Source organism: Thermococcus sp. 4557 (assembly GCF_000221185.1).
GTDB lineage: Archaea > Methanobacteriota_B > Thermococci > Thermococcales > Thermococcaceae > Thermococcus.
On the sequence record NC_015865.1, the window covers coordinates 1554379 to 1570691 of the forward strand.

Annotated in this window: 15 protein-coding genes, 1 tRNA gene and 1 pseudogene; 12 read left to right on the forward strand and 5 right to left on the reverse strand. The window is 57.8% G+C overall.

All coding sequences use genetic code 11. From position 1 onward, the window contains the following. Window positions 1–52: 52 nt before the first annotated feature. A complete protein-coding gene (locus GQS_RS08185) occupies window positions 53–907 on the forward strand; it encodes a fumarate hydratase (RefSeq protein WP_014013217.1) in 855 nt (284 codons plus the stop codon). Next, window positions 898–1422 (forward strand): FumA C-terminus/TtdB family hydratase beta subunit, encoded by a 525-nt coding sequence (locus tag GQS_RS08190; RefSeq protein ID WP_014013218.1) that lies wholly within the window; start codon window positions 898–900, stop codon window positions 1420–1422. Before GQS_RS08185 ends, GQS_RS08190 begins: the two co-directional genes overlap by 10 nt. On the opposite strand, the gene GQS_RS08195 is transcribed toward GQS_RS08190, so the two are convergent. Next, window positions 1394–2680, reverse strand: a complete 1287-nt coding sequence (locus GQS_RS08195) for an NADP-dependent malic enzyme (protein ID WP_014013219.1) — start codon at window positions 2678–2680, stop codon at window positions 1394–1396. The genes GQS_RS08190 and GQS_RS08195 overlap by 29 nt on opposite strands. Window positions 2681–2818: 138 nt before the next feature. On the opposite strand from GQS_RS08195, the gene GQS_RS08200 reads away from it, so the two are divergent. Together GQS_RS08200 and GQS_RS08205 are read left to right on the forward strand one after the other, a co-directional pair. After that, window positions 2819–2896 (forward strand) — tRNA-Ala (locus GQS_RS08200). A gap of 274 nt (window positions 2897–3170) precedes the next feature. Next, window positions 3171–4277 carry a M20 family metallopeptidase gene (locus GQS_RS08205; RefSeq protein WP_014013220.1) on the forward strand — a complete coding sequence of 369 codons (1107 nt, stop codon included), beginning with the start codon at window positions 3171–3173 and terminating at the stop codon, window positions 4275–4277. 39 nt (window positions 4278–4316) lie between these two features. Here GQS_RS08205 and GQS_RS08210 read toward each other — a convergent pair whose 3' ends face one another. Then, window positions 4317–6254, reverse strand: a complete 1938-nt coding sequence (locus tag GQS_RS08210; protein WP_014013221.1) for a S16 family serine protease — start codon at window positions 6252–6254, stop codon at window positions 4317–4319. A gap of 121 nt (window positions 6255–6375) precedes the next feature. Here GQS_RS08210 and GQS_RS08215 point away from each other — a divergent pair, with 121 nt between their 5' ends. The 3 genes and pseudogenes from GQS_RS08215 to GQS_RS08225 all read left to right on the forward strand — a co-directional run bounded on the left by GQS_RS08215 (window position 6376) and on the right by GQS_RS08225 (window position 8680). Beyond that, window positions 6376–6927: a universal stress protein gene (locus tag GQS_RS08215; RefSeq protein WP_014013222.1), complete on the forward strand. Its 552-nt coding sequence runs from the start codon at window positions 6376–6378 to the stop codon at window positions 6925–6927. A 13-nt stretch (window positions 6928–6940) separates the two neighbouring features. Then, window positions 6941–8226: pseudogene (locus GQS_RS08220) on the forward strand (SLC13 family permease). A 4-nt stretch (window positions 8227–8230) separates the two neighbouring features. Further along, window positions 8231–8680, forward strand: coding sequence for a universal stress protein (locus GQS_RS08225; protein WP_014013223.1), 450 nt, complete (start codon window positions 8231–8233; stop codon window positions 8678–8680). Here the strand turns inward: GQS_RS08225 and GQS_RS08230 are convergent. Together GQS_RS08230 and GQS_RS08235 are read right to left on the reverse strand one after the other, a co-directional pair. Next, on the reverse strand, window positions 8677–8931 hold the full coding sequence (locus GQS_RS08230; protein WP_014013224.1) for a hypothetical protein: 255 nt from the start codon (window positions 8929–8931) through the stop codon (window positions 8677–8679). The genes GQS_RS08225 and GQS_RS08230 overlap by 4 nt on opposite strands. Beyond that, window positions 8928–9437, reverse strand: coding sequence for a metalloregulator ArsR/SmtB family transcription factor (locus GQS_RS08235; RefSeq protein WP_014013225.1), 510 nt, complete (start codon window positions 9435–9437; stop codon window positions 8928–8930). The genes GQS_RS08230 and GQS_RS08235 overlap by 4 nt, the downstream gene beginning before the upstream one ends. A gap of 94 nt (window positions 9438–9531) precedes the next feature. On the opposite strand from GQS_RS08235, the gene GQS_RS08240 reads away from it, so the two are divergent. The 5 genes from GQS_RS08240 to GQS_RS08260 all read left to right on the forward strand — a co-directional run bounded on the left by GQS_RS08240 (window position 9532) and on the right by GQS_RS08260 (window position 15738). Next, entirely contained in the window at window positions 9532–10893 is a 1362-nt protein-coding gene (locus GQS_RS08240; protein WP_014013226.1) for a TldD/PmbA family protein, read from the forward strand. Window positions 10894–10964: 71 nt separating this feature from the next. Next, window positions 10965–11462, forward strand: coding sequence for a ferritin family protein (locus tag GQS_RS08245; protein WP_083818284.1), 498 nt, complete (start codon window positions 10965–10967; stop codon window positions 11460–11462). 45 nt (window positions 11463–11507) lie between these two features. After that, the gene (locus tag GQS_RS08250) at window positions 11508–12797 is read left to right on the forward strand and encodes a TldD/PmbA family protein (protein WP_014013228.1); all 1290 of its coding nucleotides are present in this window, start codon (window positions 11508–11510) and stop codon (window positions 12795–12797) included. 64 nt (window positions 12798–12861) lie between these two features. Next, window positions 12862–13524: a DUF257 family protein gene (locus GQS_RS08255; protein WP_014013229.1), complete on the forward strand. Its 663-nt coding sequence runs from the start codon at window positions 12862–12864 to the stop codon at window positions 13522–13524. Between the two features lie 45 nt (window positions 13525–13569). Beyond that, window positions 13570–15738 (forward strand): alpha-amylase family glycosyl hydrolase, encoded by a 2169-nt coding sequence (locus GQS_RS08260; RefSeq protein WP_014013230.1) that lies wholly within the window; start codon window positions 13570–13572, stop codon window positions 15736–15738. Here the strand turns inward: GQS_RS08260 and GQS_RS08265 are convergent. Further along, on the reverse strand, window positions 15735–16313 hold the full coding sequence (locus GQS_RS08265; RefSeq protein WP_014013231.1) for a PH domain-containing protein: 579 nt from the start codon (window positions 16311–16313) through the stop codon (window positions 15735–15737). The genes GQS_RS08260 and GQS_RS08265 overlap by 4 nt on opposite strands.

Genomic DNA, 16313 nt, shown 5'->3' on the forward strand with positions numbered 1-16313 from the left:
CCACGTCAAACTTTTTAATCAAAACCCCAACCTTTAGACAGGTGAGTGCCGATTGCTTGTCGATGCCATCGTCGAGGCGATAAGACTGGCCGTTACGAGGATTCCTGATGACGTTGTTTTAGCTCTCAGAAAAGCCTACGGGTTTGAGAAGAGCGAGATAGCGCGCTTCAACCTCGAAAACATCCTGAAGGCGGTGGAAATCGGGAGGGATGGCTCAATCCCCGTCTGTCAGGACACGGGAACGCTCACGTTCTTCGTGAGGGCAGGTGTTGAGAGTCCTTACCTTCGCGGGCTGGAGGGGGCGATAGTCGAGGCGGCGAGGAAGGCGACGCGGGAGGTTCCGCTCAGGCCCAACGCCGTCGATGTTCTGAACGGGAAGAACTCCGGGGACAACACCGGTCGGTTTGTCCCGGTGGTCCACTGGGAGCTCGCTGAGGGGAGCGAAATCGAGATGGCAGTTCTCCCCAAGGGGGGCGGCAGCGAGAACTGCTCCGCCCTCGCCATGCTGACCCCTGGCGAGGGATGGGAAGGGGTGAGGCGCTTCGTCCTCGAACGGGTCAGGGAGTGCGGCGGCAAGCCGTGTCCGCCGGTGATACTGGGGATAGGTGTGGGCGGGGGCGCGGACCTCTCGCTGAGTCTGGCCAGGAGGGCCCTGCTCAGGAGGGTTGGGGAGAGGAATCCCGACGGTAGAATAGCGGAAATCGAGGCTGAGCTCCTGGAGGAGGTCAACTCCCTCGGGATAGGCCCCATGGGCATGGGGGGCAAAACCACCGCGCTGGACGTTAAAATCGAAACAGCGCACAGGCACCCCGCGAGCTTTCCTGTCGGTTTGGTGGTCCAGTGCTGGGCCAACAGGAGGGCTTTCCTCAGGATAAAGCCGGACGGGAGGGCTGAGATTTGGCAGTGAGGCTGAGAACTCCCCTGGGTGAAGAGGACATCCTGACTCTCAGGGCCGGCGACGTGGTTCACCTCTCCGGGACGGTTTACACGGCCAGGGATTCGGCACACAGGAAAATCCTTGAGCTGGCTGGGAAAGGGGAGCTTCCCCTCGACCTTGAGGGTGCTGTGATATACCACTGCGGGCCCGTGGTGAGGAAAGGCTGTGGGGGCTATGAGGTCGTCTCTGCCGGCCCCACGACCAGCGCGAGGATGAACCGCTACCTGGAGGGGATTCTCCCCCTCGGCGTCAGAGGGATAATCGGAAAGGGAGGAATGAATCCGGCGCCCTTTAAAGGCCGCGCCGTTTACTTCGCCTTCACAGGTGGGGCTGGCTCCCTCGCGGCGAAGAGCATAAAGAAAGTCAGGGAGGTGCTCTGGCTCGACGAGCTTGGCACGCCGGAGGCGGTGTGGGTTCTCGAAGTCGAGGATTTCCCGCTGCTGGTGGCGATAGACGCTAACGGTAGCTCCCTCTACGGTCGTTGAGGGGCGCTATCTCCCGCTCGTAGAACTCCCTCCAGCGCCTCAGCCTCTCCTCCACCTCTTCCCCGCGCACGCGTATCCCTGCAATGTTTTCGCGCATCGCTTCCTCGGCAACCGCCCTCGCGACCCTCGGGTGGACGTCGGGGTGGAACGGGGAGGGGATTATCTCTTCCTCGTTCGGTTCGATGGTTTCCGCCATGGCCATTGCGGCCGCGATGACCATCCCGTCCGTTATGGTTCTGGCCCTCACGTCAAGGGCTCCCCTGAAAATCGCCGGAAAGCCCAGGAGGTTGTTCACCTGGTTCGGGTAGTCGCTCCTGCCGGTGGCCACTATCCTTGCACCTGCCTTTTTGGCCTCCTCGGGGAGTATCTCGGGCGTTGGATTGGCGAGCGGGAATACTATCGCGTCGTCGGCCATCCTCTCAATCCACTCCGGCTTTATGACGCCCGGTCCGGGCCTCGTGAAGGAGATGAGAACGTCCGCACCCTTCAGCGCCTCCGCCGGGCCGCCCTCAATTCCCTCGGCGTTGGTCCTTTCAAGAAGCCCGCCGCGGTAGGGGAAGAGCTCCTCAAGCGGAAGGTCCGGTGTCAGAATCCTCGGCTCCCCGTTCACAAGCTCGACAACGCGGACGTTTCCTGCTGGTATTCCTGCCTTCGTGATCAGTTTGAGGGTGGCGAAACCCGCTGCCCCAGCCCCGAAGAGCGCGACCGTGATTTCGCCGGGCTTCTTTCCGACCACCTTCAGCGAATTTATGAGCGCCGCTAGGACGACGCTCGCGGTTCCCTGCTGGTCGTCGTGGAAGACGGGGATTTCGAGCTCTTCCCTCAGCCTCTCAAGGACGTAGAAGCATTTCGGGGAGGAGATGTCCTCGAGGTTGATTCCCCCGAAGGAGGGCGAGACTGCCTTAACGACTTCTATGAAGCGCTCGGGGTCTTTTTCTGCTAAAACAAGCGGAAAGGCATCAACTCCCCCGAAGGCCTTGAAGAGCAAAGCCTTACCCTCCATGACGGGGAGCGCCCCGAGGGGCCCTATGTCTCCAAGGCCAAGGACACGCGTCCCATCGCTCACGACTGCTATCGTGTTTCCCCGGTTGGTGTATTCAAAGGCGTCCTCGGGATTTTCCCGTATCCTTAGCGAGACCTCCGCCACACCCGGTGTGTAAGCGAGGCTGAGGCTCTCCCCCGTGAGGGGAACCTTGGGTATCACCTCTACCTTTCCGTTCCCTATGAAGTTGTTCCTGTGAAACGTTAGGGGGTCCATCTCACCACCGGAGTTTGTTGGCATGTACAAGTTAAAAGGGCTTTGGTGGTTTTAGGTCTTTGACATAAATATGGAAACGAAAGGGGCTGGGGGAACCAAAAGCTTTTAAACCCAGGGCCGGTTCCTAATACCGGGTGTGGGCCGGTAGCTCAGCCTGGTATGAGCGCCGCCCTCGCAAGGCGGAGGCCGCGGGTTCAAATCCCGCCCGGTCCACCAGAAAACAAACCTTCCTGTTCTTGGTACATCCACTGTTTCTGGTTTCACCTGCCGCATCACATTCTACTCGATGGCATATTGGCTGAAATACATCCGTTCGTGAGTGCTGTGGGCTTAGTACTCGCCTTGATAGATGTATACTCCTTTCCCGTGAAATTCAGGGATTCCTTTGGCATTTATTGAAAAAAACTGGGGCTTTGGTCAAATTTTGTTCAATGTGATTAGGGAAAATTACTTAAGCACTTTGTCGTTTTTATTACATGGTGATGGTTATATGGAATTTGACCTCCTGAAGGAGCTGGTGTCCATCAGCTCCCCGTTTGGGAAAGAGGAGGAAATCTCCCGGTTCATCGCTTCGTTTCTCGAGGAGCACGGCTTTGACGTGGAGCTCCTTCCCGTTGAGGGCTTTGGGAGTGACGTGATAGCTTACCTTCCCGGGAGGAGCTACACCGTCGTTCTGAACGGCCACATGGACACCGTCAACCTGTCATCCGGCTGGACAAAGAACCCCAAGGGCGAGCTGGAGGGCGACCGCTTCTACGGCCTGGGAAGTGCGGACATGAAGGCGGGCCTCGCGGCGCTCCTGTCTGCGTTCGTTGAGATCGCGGAGCTTCCCCGAAAGGAGCGGCCCACCGTGATCTTCACCGCGGTCGTCGATGAGGAGGGCTACTCCAGGGGTGCCTGGGAGCTGATACGAAGCGGGAAGCTGGACAAGGCCGACGTTGTTCTCGTCGCTGAACCGACGAACGAGCGGCTCATGCTCGGTGCTAGGGGGCGCTTCGTTGTTCGGGTGGAGGTCTTTGGGAAGAAGGCCCATGCGGCGAGGCCGCACGAGGGGCTCAACGCCATAGAGGAGCTGGGGAGGTTCGTCGGCTCACTCTGGAAGATACGCTTCAGGAACCACAGAAAGCTTGGGGTGGGCTCTTACTGCACCCTCCGCATTGAAGGCTCCGCCGACGGCCTGAGCGTCCCGGACTACGCCCGGGCGATAATAGACAGGCACATAGTCGTCGGCGAGGACTGGGAGAGGGTCAGCTCCGAGCTTCTAAACCTTGCTGAGAGGATAAAGCTGAAGGGGGACATCAGGGTCTCGAAGTTTGAGAGGCCGACGCCCGATATGCTTCCCTACGTCGTCAGGGAGAACGACCGCTTTGTGAACATCTTCAAGTCCGCCCACAGAACCGTCCTTGGCGGGGAGCCGGAGATAATCTACGGCCGGAGCGTGGGGGACTTCAACTACTTTGGAACATACCTCAACAAGCCGACGCTGGTTTACGGGCCGGTCGGCGGCAACTGGCACAGGAGCGACGAGTGGGTGAGCGTTGAATCCCTGAGGAGGGTGAAGCGCGTCTACGTTGAATTCCTGAAGGCGCTGGTTTAAAGACATAAAAAGAGTGGGACAAAAACATCCTGAGCGAACTCAGAGCTTTCTTCCAACCAGGGCACCGACCAGGAACGCCCCCACCGCCGCTGCCGCCAGGGCCGCGGCAGGGAGTCCCCCGGACGTCCCCTCCGAGCGGTCACTGGGGGAGCCATTCGCCGGAGCGGACGTGCCTGTGGGTATGATTATCTGCGGCACATCGGTCGAGTTGTCCTGGGGCATTGGAGTCTGCTGGGATGGCGCGCTGAGGAAGAGGCCGGCGGTTTCCCTGGCGTACTGGTAGAATATCATCGCGGTCTGCATGTCGTCGATGCTTCCGTTCTCCTCGGCGCTCTTCTCGTAGCTCTCCGCGAACTCGTAGTAGGCCATCGCGAGGACGGGCGTGACACCCTGGCTCTGGGCCACCCCGATGGCCGTCTTAGCGTCGTCCTTCATGGCCTTCATTTTGTCCATCAGCACGCTCCTGTTGTCTATACCCAGCGTGTCGAGGAAGACCTGCGCCCTCACGCGCGCCTCCATCGCCGTGAACAGCGCCGCCGAGTACTTGCCGTCCTCGTAGTACTGTTCCGCCTGCTGAATGCTCCCGCTGAGGTCGCCCCCAACGGTGCCGTACATGGACTCGATGTAGGTAACGATGAGGCTGGACTCGTCTATGTAGTCCCTCGCCGTGGCCTTGACGACCTCCCTGCTTATCTCGTCGTTTCCGGCGAACCTCTCCCCGAGGTGCGCCCAGAACTCCGCGGTTTTGGCCCTCTCGTAGGCGTATGCCGCATCCCCCACGGCGTCCCAGTAGTCCCCGCTGTAGTAGTACTTCCACGCTTCCTCAAGCAGTCCCTTGGCCTCTTCCACCCTCTCCTCCGCGGCCGCCACGGCCTGGAGCATCGTGATGCCCTTTATGGTTGTTCCGGAGACTGTGCTTTCAGACGCGTTTATCTGGTTGCCTGTGGTCTTGAGGAGCCTCTGAACGTCGTCCTGGGATTTCACGTCCAGGTACCAGTCAACGTGCCGTATTATTATCCTTGCCTGGAAGTCCTTGCTGAGTGCGGTGTAGTACATGCCATCGTCGATCGCTTCCTTGGACTGACTGAGAACCGCGCTGGCCTGGTTCAGGGCCTCCATCAGCGTGGTGTACGTCGCGTAGCCCACGTCGCTGTCCTTGAGCTTCTGGAGGGTTTCCCTGTAGTATGCGGTGGTGTTGTCGTAGTCGCTCAGCGCGTCGTCTTTGAGGAATGACGTATCGACGCTGACGTAGGAGGGGGTCTCGGGCCTCGGTATCCTGCGCCCTGTGAAGTAGTAAACGGCGTCGTATATGTCCTTTATCTCGATAACAGTCAGACCCCAGCGCTCTTTTGCGTAATCCACCACGTCCACCTTCTTCGTCTGGGTGTTTATCTCCACTAGGCCTCCTATCTCCCTCTTCTGGGTTTCCTGTACGTACTGAACCCGCTGTCCCTCTGGGATGAGGAACACGGTGGCCCCGACGTCGTGGGCGGCGGACGCCTTCTCCAGTATCCCGCCGACCGGTCCGATGGTGCCGTCCGGGTTTATCATTCCCGTCATCATGACCTTTGGATTAACATTCCATCCCTCGATGGCCGCGATTATTCCGACGGTCATGGTTCCGCCGGCCGATGGGCCGCCGATGATTGGAGAATCGGCTTTTATCTGAATGAAGACGTCGTACTTGTTCATATCCACGCCGAGAACCTTGCCCGCTATCTGGGCGGCAAGCCTTGCGCTGGCCTGCATATCTACCTCCGCCAGGGGCCAGGTTTCCACGTAGACGTGTCCCGTTCCAGGCGCGACTGTTATCACGAAGTCCGTGGCCACTCCAATGAGCTCTCCGTTGGAAGTCTTTGAGACCGCCGGTGCCTTCAGAACAACCGTGTGTCCCTCTTCTGGACACTGGGCCGCTGCAAATCCTGCGAACGGCAGAATCAGCAGGACTATGAGAATTACGGTTACTGTTCGCTTCATACTCTCACCCCGCACTCACTTCTGCGAGTTTTAATAAAGGGTTTGTGGTTCATTCTTTTAATTAGAAGCCTGTAACAAAATCCTTATATATCCACCAACAACTGTCAGACGGGGGAGGAGAATGGACATATTCAGCCGGCTCATCCAGAGGAAGTTCCAAAACATCGCTGCCGACCGGTACGAGGAGATAACCCGGAGGTACCGGGAGTTTTTGCTCCTTCCTGAGGAGTTCGTGCTTCCAGAGGTTCGTTCGATTTTGATCCCCATCGACAGGTTCTCCGGCGAGATACCGGAGGGGCTCTACGACACGCTGAGCGCCTACAGCGGTGCGTCCGTGACGCTCGTTTACATCTCGGAGAAACGTACCCTGGCTCTCATTGAGCAGACCCTTGGCAAGGAGGAGGCCGAAAAGCTTAGAAATGCCAAAATGGAATTTGCCAGATCCCTGGTGCTCAAAATAGCCCCAAGACTCGAGGAGCTGGGCCTTAGGATAGAGAGGAGACAGTTCATCGGGAGCAAGAGTGACGACGTCATAAGACTTATGGAGAACGAGAACTTCGACCTCCTCGTGGTGTCCAGGAGCTACGGCTCGGAGGTCACCAAGACGTCCCCCGTGAGCCCCGTCGTTCTGAAGATAGTCCAGCATCTTGAGAGCCCGGTTATAATCTACTAGTTGGGTGGTGACCATGGAGCAGACGATCATGACAGGAATAGCCGTCGCAGTGTTCCTGATAACCTACGCCATGATAATCAGCGAGAGGGTTCACAGAACCGTTGCGGCCCTCTTCGGTGCGGCCGTCGTGCTGTTCTTGGGCATAGTGCCGTGGGAGGCGCTCCCCGAGCACCTCGATCTCGACACACTGTTGCTCCTAATCGGCATGATGATAATAGTAAACACCGCCAAGGAGAGCGGCCTCTTTGAATTTATAGCAATAAAGACCGCTAAGTTTGCCAAGGGGAGCCCCATGAAGGTTCTCCTGCTGTTCGCCGTCGTTACCGCCCTCATAAGCTCGGTTCTCGACAACGTTACAACTGTTCTGCTTCTGACGCCGATGCTTCTCTACATAACCCGTCTCATGGACATCAACCCCGTTCCGTTTCTCCTGTCGGAGGTTTTCGCCTCCAATATCGGTGGGGCTGCCACCCTCATCGGCGACCCGCCCAACATAATGATAGGCTCCGCGGCCGGGCTGAGCTTCAACGAGTTCCTCATCAACATGGGTCCGATAGCGCTCGTGGATCTGTTCGTCTCCCTTGGGATAATCTACCTTGTTTACAGGAACTCTATGAAGATCAGCGACGCCAAGAGGGATAGGATACTCTCGACCATCGGCGAGCTCGATGAGAATGAGGCCATAAGGGACTACTCCCTCTTCAAGAAGTCCGTGGCGGTCATAATCGGGGTCGTCATGCTCTTCTTCATCCACGACAGGCTCGGGATTGAGCCGGCCGTCGTTGCCCTCACCGGTGCCTCCGTTCTCCTCCTGTGGAGCAGATGGATCCCGAGGAGATACTCGAAAAGGTCGAGTGGACGGCGATATTCTTCTTCATGGGCCTTTTCATACTGGTGGGGGCACTCGTGGAGACGGGCATCATCGATCAGGTTGCCCGCTGGATACTGGGGTACATCGGCAACACAGGTGAGGCGCTGATTATAATAACCTGGTTCTCAGCAATCTCATCCGCGATAGTGGACAACATTCCCCTCACCGCGGCAATGATACCTCTCATAAAGGCGATGGGGAGTTCGATGAACATTTATCCGCTCTGGTGGGCCCTCTCCCTCGGAGCCTGCCTCGGCGGCAACGGAACCGCCATCGGTGCGAGCGCCAACGTTGTTGTTCTCGGTATCGCCGGCAGGGAGGGTGTTCGGATAACGTTTATGGACTTCCTCAAGGTTGGACTCGTTATAATGTTCGTCACCGTTGCCATAGGACTGGGGCTGATCTGGATAAGGTACATAGGGGTGTGATGTTATGCGGATACTCGTCCTCGTTGATGGTTCGAAGTGGAGCCAGAAGGCGGCGCTTCACGCCATCGCCATAGCCAAGAAGAAGAGGGGGAAGGTCATACTCTTCTCTGTCCTGGACAGGAGGGAGGCCAGGGCCATGGCCTTCAACCTTGGGATGTTCAGCGAGAACCTCTCGGAGGTTGAGAGGTTTGAGGCGGAGATATGGGAGGACATGAAGAGGAGCATCAAGAACCTGATGACGAACCTTCTGGAGTTTTGTCAGGAGGAGGGCGTGAACTGCTCCTTCAGGGTAGTTGAGGGTCCCGCCAAGGAGAAGATCCTCGAGGAGGCCAACTCCGGTAATTACAGTTTGGTCGTCATGGGTGCCTACGGCAGGAGCGGAAAAACGAGAATAGGGAGCCTTCTCGAGGAGGTCGTCGGTCTGATAAACCCCCCTGTCATGGTGGTTCGCTAGCGCCTCCAGAGCGAGAGCACCAGCAGGGTCAGAACGACAACCTCCAGGGCGCCCACCACCAGCTCCACGTCCCGCTCTATCCACGCCGCCAGTTTGGCGGTCTCTATCGTCTTTTTGATCGCGAGCAGGAGGAAGGCTATCATCAGGTACATTGCAGGGCGCAGATGGCTCTTCCTGTACGCGATGAAAGAGATTCCAGCCAGCGTCAGCGCAAGGATCAGCGCCACGATAGTGAGTAGGGTTTCCATCATTCTCCATCACCCACGCTCGTCAGCAGGTCTATCAGGTTGTCGGCCAGCTTCTCCCACAGGCTCGGCCGGTACTCCTTTATCAGCCTTGCTATCAGCTCGGGATCGTAGGAGAGGGTGTATATGACGCTCCTGCTTTCCTTCTCCGCGGTCACGACGCCGAGCTTTATCAGTTCGTTCATGTGGTAGCTCACCGTCGGCTGGCTGAGTCCGAGGCTCCTCGCCATCTCCTTCTGATTCTTCGGCCCCTCCATGAGGAGCAGCAGAATCCTCCTCCTGGTCTCAGTGGATATGGCTATGAGCAGCCTCTGCGCCTTCTCCTCAAAGCCCTTCGGGAACAGGTAGCGCCTCTTGCCCGTTTTCCTTGAGAACACCCTGCCTTCCTTCTCGAGTTTTCGGAGATGGTACTGCAGGTCGCCTATGCCTAACTCGAGCTCCCTTGCCAGCTCCCGGAATGTTATCCCCGGCTTGTCCGTGATGGTTTCGAGTATCTCGTTACGCCTCTCCATACCCAACACTTAAACACTGTGGTTCATCCATCTATACCCGTCCTTTATGACAACCCATATAAAGGAACTCCCTTTTATGTCCAGCGGTGTGCGTATGGAGGAGCTTGTGAGAAAGGCCGAGGAACTGGCGGGACGTTACGGTATATCATATTATGAGATTAGGATAACCCGTGTCACGGCCGCCCATCTCGGCATGCAGAACGGCCAGCTTGAGGAGCTTTCCCTCAACACCGAGATGGGAATAGGCGTCAGGGCGTTCAACGGTGCCTGGGGGTTCTCCAGCGCGAACGATATGAGGAGGGCGGAGGACGCTATAAAAACGGCGATGAAAATTGCGAGGCTCTCAAAGGGGAAATCGGAGATCTACCTGGGTGACCCCATGAAGGACAGGGCGGTTATCGGTGTCAAAAAGCCCTTCACCGAAGTTGACATCGGGGACAAGCTCGCCCTGGTGAAGGAGATCGATTCCCTTCTGAAAGGCGATAAAGTCTCGAGCAGGCGCGTCCACTACGGGGACGGTCTCAAGGAGACCTTCTACTTCAACTCCCTGGGAAGCGAAATAGAGACCGTGACCCCGCGCCTCCGCATCGCCCTTTCGGTCACCGCCAGGGAGAACGGCGAGATGCAGGCCTACTGGAAGAGCTTTGGAGGAACCGCTGGCTGGGAGCTTGTGGAGGGCATAGACTTCCCCCATTGGGCGGAGGTGATTAAGGAAAAAGCCGTCTCCCTACTCCACGCTCGCTCGCCACCATCGGGCGAGTTCGATGTGATAATGGACCCGGAGCTTACGGGGGTTTTCATCCACGAGGCCCTCGGCCACGCCGCCGAGGCGGACGCGGTCAAGAACGGCGACAGCATACTCGCGGGCAGGCTGGGGGAGAGGATAGCCGTTGAGGGTCTCACCGTCGTTGACGACCCGACGCTGCCCGGCAGGTTCGGCTCCTACGTGTACGACGACGAGGGGGTTAAGGCGAGGCGCGTCGAGATAATCCGGGACGGGGTGCTGGTGAACTACCTCAACGACCGTGAGACGAGCGCGCTTCTCGGCCTCGAGCCGAACGGCCACGCCCGTGCCCAGGGCTACAACTACCAGCCCCTCGTGAGGATGAGCAACACCTACGTTGAGCCCGGCGACTGGAGCTTTGAAGAGATGGTTGAGGAGGTCAAGAACGGCCTCTATATGGTCGGCGACAAGGGCGGCGAGGTTGATACGGCCGGAGGCACCTTCACCTTCGGCGCGAGGGAGGGCTACGTGATTGAGAACGGCGAGGTAAAGGAGATGGTCCGCGACGTGGCCCTGTCCGGAAGCATACTCGACGTCCTGAGAAACATCCACGCCATCGGGAACGACCTGAAGGTCGATTTTCCTGGCTACTGCGGCAAGGGGCAGTGGGTTCCGGTTGACGACGGCGGCCCGCACGTGCTCACGAGGGCGCTGGTGGGCGGGCTTCGCTGAGGGATGGTTTCTGTCTTGGATTCGTGAGATTTGAAAGCAAAGCGTATATACATCAACCTTTAATTTTATATATGGTGGTGAAAATGGTGATAGACGTTGATATTATTCAAGACGTGGAGATCCTGCTGAAGAACCTGAACGGGTACGAACTCCTCAGCTACGCGATATGCAACGAGAAGTGCGGGGCCGAGACCTACGAGTGGCTGGCCAAGCGCGTTGAGGGGATGCTTGCCGACGAGTTCCTTCAGCTGGCTGGGGAGAAGAGGAAGCACGCGGCCCAGATGTCCGAGCTGTTCGAGAGGCTCTACCCCGGTATGAAGCCCCTGGAGTTCAATGCCCCGCCTCTGGACACCCTGCCGGTGTGCACTGAGATGATGAGGGTGGGAGACGTTGAAAACGCCCTGGCGCTGGCCCTGATTTCCGAGGCGATGGGCAGGGACATCTACAGAAAGCTCCAGAGGATGGCGGGTGATGAGGAGGTTGCGACGCTCTTCGGGGAGCTGGCCGCGATAAAGGAAAATGCCTACGAGCGGCTCCTCAAGCTGTACAACGAGGTCATTGGGGAGTAGCAGAATGCCTTTTAAATTCCCCCTCGAACTCTCCCCGGTGAACCGATGATAGACGAACTTATTGGAATCCTCGAGCGCGAGAACGTGGAGTGGGAGCTCTACTGGGAGAGGGGCAGGGGAGGCTCCTTCAGGATAGAGCGCGAGAGACTTGAGCGCTCCCAGAGAAAGTTCCATTCGGGGATAGGCCTCCGCATCGGTTACAGGGGTAAACTCGGCTTCTCCTACATCACCGGGCTCGCCCACGACCGCGAAACGCTTGAAAGCTTTGTGAAAAGAACGATAAAGCTCGCGAAGATAAGCGAGGTGCCCTTTGCTGGGTTCCCCTCCGGGGAAAAGCCGCGCCCCGTCGGTGGACTCTACGACAGGCTCATCGACGAGATTCCCTTTGAAGACGCCTATGCCCTCGCGGGCGACTTTGCATCCAGTATGGCGGAGCTCAAGGGTGAGGGGGTTACCCTCTCCGGCTCGCTGGCTTTCGGCGTCAACACCTACGGCGTTGCAAACTCGAACGGTGTTTTCCTCGAGGAGCGCTCCACGGGAATGAGCGTTTCCGCATACGCGGTTAAAGAGGGTGGGAGAACAGGAACCGGCTCGTACTATCAGTCGTACCGCTCGCTTCAGCCCTTTGAGGAGCTTGAGCGGGCTATAACCCTCGCCGTAGAGGAGGCGGAGCTGAGCGGAGCCGCCGGAAAGCTCGGGGGATACTCCGGCGAGCTGGTTCTCGAGCCGGAGGCATTTGGGGCGATCCTGGGCATTCTGCTAGAGAACCTCTACGGCGACAGCGTTTACTTTGGCAGAAGCAGGTTTTCGCGGCCCGGTGAGCATGCCGCCTCTGAGGAACTTACCGTCATCGACGACCCATCGATCGAGGGCCTCCCAGGAAGCTACTCCTTCGACGGTGAGGGGACTCCCTCCAGAAGGACGGTTCTCGTTGAGGATGGCGTTCTGAAGTCCTTCCTTCTTGACCACACGTACGCCTCGTTTCTGAGCATGGAGAGCACGGGCAACGCGGTTCGGGACTTCAGAACAATGCCTCACATAGGGACGAGCAACCTGCTGGTCGAGCCGGGGAAGGAGAGCCTCCGCGACTTCGAGGGGATCGCGGTTAAAAAAGTCTTCGGCGAGCACACCGCCAACCCCGTCAGCGGCGACTTCTCGCTGACCGTTGAGCTGGGATACGTCGTGAGGAACGGGGAGCTTCGGCCCTTCAGGGACAACATGCTCGTTGGAAACGCCTTCGAGGTTCTGCGGTCGATCCTCGCAGTTGGGCGTGAAACTGTTCGCAGGGGTTCCTTCGTCTCCCCGAGGGTGCTGACGGTGGCTAGAATAGTGTGAAACAGCGGCCGCCGCGGTAACCTTTTATACTTTGCCATTGTAAAATGTATCCGGTGATGTTACAATGGGTGCTCACGCTGTGGACTCGGTTCTCTTTGGGCTCAGACCCGGTGAGACAGTCCTGATTGAGTACAGTGCGATTTCCTCCCCCGAGCTTCTCCTCTACCTCATCTGTCGCAGGTGCAGGGCCAGGGGGGCACCTATCATAATCGACGACATCTCCGATGCCTTCGTGGAGAGTCTCGTTCGCCTGGACCTCATGGGGCTGGAGCTTGAGGACCTCAAGAATGCCCCTGTCATAAAGATAGGGGGCAGCAGAGATATCGGAAGCGTCTTTGGAAGGGTGGAGGTCGATAAGTACTCCCTCGATTTCAGGTACTACGATGAGATATACGAGAAGATAGTCCCGGAGGATGTTGTCTTCAATCCTGTTCTGGGAATCCACAAGCTCTTTATCGCCCTTGATCGGCACGAGAGTATACGGCTGCTCCGCAACATCTCGACCTTCGTCGGGAAGAAGAGCCGCGTGGCGCTGTACCTCCTCAACGCGGATATGATGGAGAGGTATTTCCCGGAGCTGCTAGCTTTCTTCGAGGAAACCGCCAGCACGGTGCTCCGGTGGGATTTCGAGGGCGGCAAATACAGGCTCCGTGTTATCAAAGCCTCGAACAGCTCTATAGTTGGTTCCACGGTTTCCCTGAGCTTCAGGGATATATCAAGACCATAGTGTGAAGATTTTTAAACCTCCTTCCTTATCACTTTTGGTGATATAATGAGGGCAGCCTTAGCTGTGATTCTGATGATGCTTCTGATACTGCCCCCCGCCGGGGCCTATGCGGTGCCCGAGCGGGACGTCATCTACCAGGTGATGGTTGACCGCTTCTACGATGGGAACCAGAGCAACAACGAGCCCTTCTACGACCCGACCCACACCAGCTACCGCCTCTACTGGGGCGGCGACCTGGAAGGCCTCACCGAGAAGCTCGACTACATCCAGAGCCTCGGCGTATCAACGATATGGGTCTCCCCTCTCAACGACAACATCAACAGGATGGCGGCCGGAAGTGCACCGTACCACGGCTACTGGACGCGCGATTATAAACGCATAGATGAGCACTTTGGAACCTGGGAGGACTTCAAGAGGCTCGTGCAGGAGGCCCGAAGGAGGGGCATCTGTATAATCGTCGATTACGTTCCCAACCACTCCAACCCGGCGACGGACGGTGAGTTTGGAGCGCTCTACGACAACGGCACCTTTGTAACCGACTACTACCGGGACACCAAGAACGCGACGGTGAACCCGTACACGGGCATCAGGGAGAACGTCTACCACCACAACGGCAACATATTCACGTGGGAGGGAATTCCCCTCAAGTACGCCAACCTCTTCGGCCTGGCCGACTTCAACCAGCTCAACCCCTGGGTCGATTCATACCTCACGGAGGGCGCGCTCCTCTTCGCCGACTCAGGGGCCTGCGGCTTCAGGATCGACGCCGTTAAACACATGGAACTCGGCTGGCTTGAGAGCCTCTACCTGCGCCTCTACTCCAGAGCCCCCCTCTTCATCTACGGGGAGTACTACTCCCTCTCGCCGGAAAGGAGCGACGACCTCTACGAGCTCTACCGCTACTCCAACGTCTCGCCGGTTCTCAACATACCTATAAGGGAGGACATAGTGAGGACCTTCGGCTTCGTGGGAAGCCTCGAAACCCTCTCCAGAACGCTTGAGGGTTACTACTCTCTCTTTGTCTATCCTAACAAGCAGCTGAACTTCCTCGACAGCCACGACCTCGTCCGCTTCCTCAACGCGGCAAAGCGGGACGACGCGGTGGAGCGCTTCCACATGGCTCTGGCACTGACGATGACCCTGCCAGGGATTCCGGTGATATACTACGGCGACGAGAGCTACCTCGTGAGCAGGGACGGGAAGGGCGACCCGTACAACCGGCCGATGATGGCCTTCAACAACACCACCGAGGCGGCGGGGATAATCAGAACCCTGGCGGAGCTGAGAAAGACCAACGATGCCCTGGCCTTTGGAGACTTCAGGACCCTCTATGCCAACTACTCCGTATGGGCCTTTGAGAGAACCTTTGGAAGCCATAAGCTTCTAGTTGTCATGAACAAGGGCTCGCCCGTCAGTCTGACCCTCAACCTCAACTGGCCCGACGGAACTTACCGCGATGCCCTGGCCGGCGCTCAGATGAGCGTTTCGAATGGAAAGGCATTCCTGGAACTCCTGCACAACAGCTTCTACGTCTTCCACATCGAAGGGGAGCAGAAAGAACCCCTCATAGGCTCGGTGACCCCTTACATCGCCCAGCCCGGCCAGAGAATCCTTATAGGTGGAGCCGGCTTCGGCTCCTCAGGAAGGGTCATCATCGGCGGCGTCGATGCGAGGGTTCTCTCGTGGAATTCGACCGAGATACTCGTCGAGGTTCCCGAGGTGAAGACTGAGAATGCCTGGCTCGACGTCGTGGTCGAAACCGGGGGAAAGGCCAGCGAACCGGCAAAGCTGCGCTACTATTCGGGGAACGACCTTCCAGCGCTTATAGCCATCAACGCCACAAACCTCACCGGGAGGCTCTGGATTAAGGGTAGCCTCCCGGAGCTCGCTGAACCGAGGCCCCTGTTTAAATCCTCGACGGGCTACTACTTCACCGTTGCCCCTCTCCCCAACGGAACGGCCTTCTCTGTGGAGCTCTACACTGGTTCACCATGGGGGGAGCTTGAACCGCTCAACGTGACCCTCTACGGCTTCGTGAACTCCACGGTTGTGGTTCTGAGGGATGAGCCTCCCATCGTTGAAACCGAAACGGCTCCAGCGATGCCAACGACGACGATAGTCCACAGGCCAATTGGAGAGAATCCCCTCCCCTACGTCCTCGCCGCCCTCCTTCTGCTCGGGGCGGCCCTGATAATCTGGAAGAAAAGGGGTTAAATCTGTTCGAGAAGCTTCTTTCTCTTTTCTTCGTACTCTTCGGCGCTTATAACGCCCATGTCGTAGAGCTCCTTGAGCTTCTTCAGTTTCTCCATAGGGTCTTCCTTCTTCTCCACCGCCGGCTGGTGCTGGACGGTGGCCCCGGCCGGGGCAAAGCGGGTCACGAGCTCCTCCGGCTTCTTCAGAACCCACGTCTCGTGGGTCAGGCCCTTCTTGACCTCTATCGTCACGGGCTCGACGGCTATCGCGTTCAGAGCATCCTTTATGGCGTTTATCGTCTTCCTCGCCTGCTCCTTGTTCATCCAGCCGAGCTTGAGCCTTATGTTCTCCTCACCCTTTATGAGGAACTCGGAGGATATGACGCCCAGCTCAACGGTGACCTCCTCAAGCTTCTGATACGGTATGGCCTTTATCTCGTACCTCCCCAGGATTTTCTCGTCGAGGTAGATTATCCTCCTGTTCGTGATGATGAGCCACTTCGGCTTCTCCACACTTATCTTCTTGCGGACTGTGAACAGAACATCCTCGTTCGGTTCAAGGTGCCTCAAAACGGACTTTGGAAGGTTGTTACCCAT

What these genes read in the sequence shown, in the direction of transcription:
- GQS_RS08210 (WP_014013221.1), bottom strand. Translation starts at nt 6,254, where the DNA reads ATGAAGCGAACAGTAACCGTAATTCTCATAGTCCTGCTGATTCTGCCG.
- GQS_RS08225 (WP_014013223.1), top strand. Translation starts at nt 8,231, where the DNA reads ATGCGGATACTCGTCCTCGTTGATGGTTCGAAGTGGAGCCAGAAGGCG.
- GQS_RS08215 (WP_014013222.1), top strand. Translation starts at nt 6,376, where the DNA reads ATGGACATATTCAGCCGGCTCATCCAGAGGAAGTTCCAAAACATCGCT.
- GQS_RS08240 (WP_014013226.1), top strand. Translation starts at nt 9,532, where the DNA reads ATGGAGGAGCTTGTGAGAAAGGCCGAGGAACTGGCGGGACGTTACGGT.
- GQS_RS08255 (WP_014013229.1), top strand. Translation starts at nt 12,862, where the DNA reads ATGGGTGCTCACGCTGTGGACTCGGTTCTCTTTGGGCTCAGACCCGGT.
- GQS_RS08235 (WP_014013225.1), bottom strand. Translation starts at nt 9,437, where the DNA reads ATGGAGAGGCGTAACGAGATACTCGAAACCATCACGGACAAGCCGGGG.
- GQS_RS08250 (WP_014013228.1), top strand. Translation starts at nt 11,508, where the DNA reads ATGATAGACGAACTTATTGGAATCCTCGAGCGCGAGAACGTGGAGTGG.
- GQS_RS08230 (WP_014013224.1), bottom strand. Translation starts at nt 8,931, where the DNA reads ATGATGGAAACCCTACTCACTATCGTGGCGCTGATCCTTGCGCTGACG.
- GQS_RS08260 (WP_014013230.1), top strand. Translation starts at nt 13,570, where the DNA reads ATGAGGGCAGCCTTAGCTGTGATTCTGATGATGCTTCTGATACTGCCC.
- GQS_RS08265 (WP_014013231.1), bottom strand. Translation starts at nt 16,313, where the DNA reads ATGGGTAACAACCTTCCAAAGTCCGTTTTGAGGCACCTTGAACCGAAC.
- GQS_RS08195 (WP_014013219.1), bottom strand. Translation starts at nt 2,680, where the DNA reads ATGGACCCCCTAACGTTTCACAGGAACAACTTCATAGGGAACGGAAAG.
- GQS_RS08245 (WP_083818284.1), top strand. Translation starts at nt 10,965, where the DNA reads ATGGTGGTGAAAATGGTGATAGACGTTGATATTATTCAAGACGTGGAG.
- GQS_RS08205 (WP_014013220.1), top strand. Translation starts at nt 3,171, where the DNA reads ATGGAATTTGACCTCCTGAAGGAGCTGGTGTCCATCAGCTCCCCGTTT.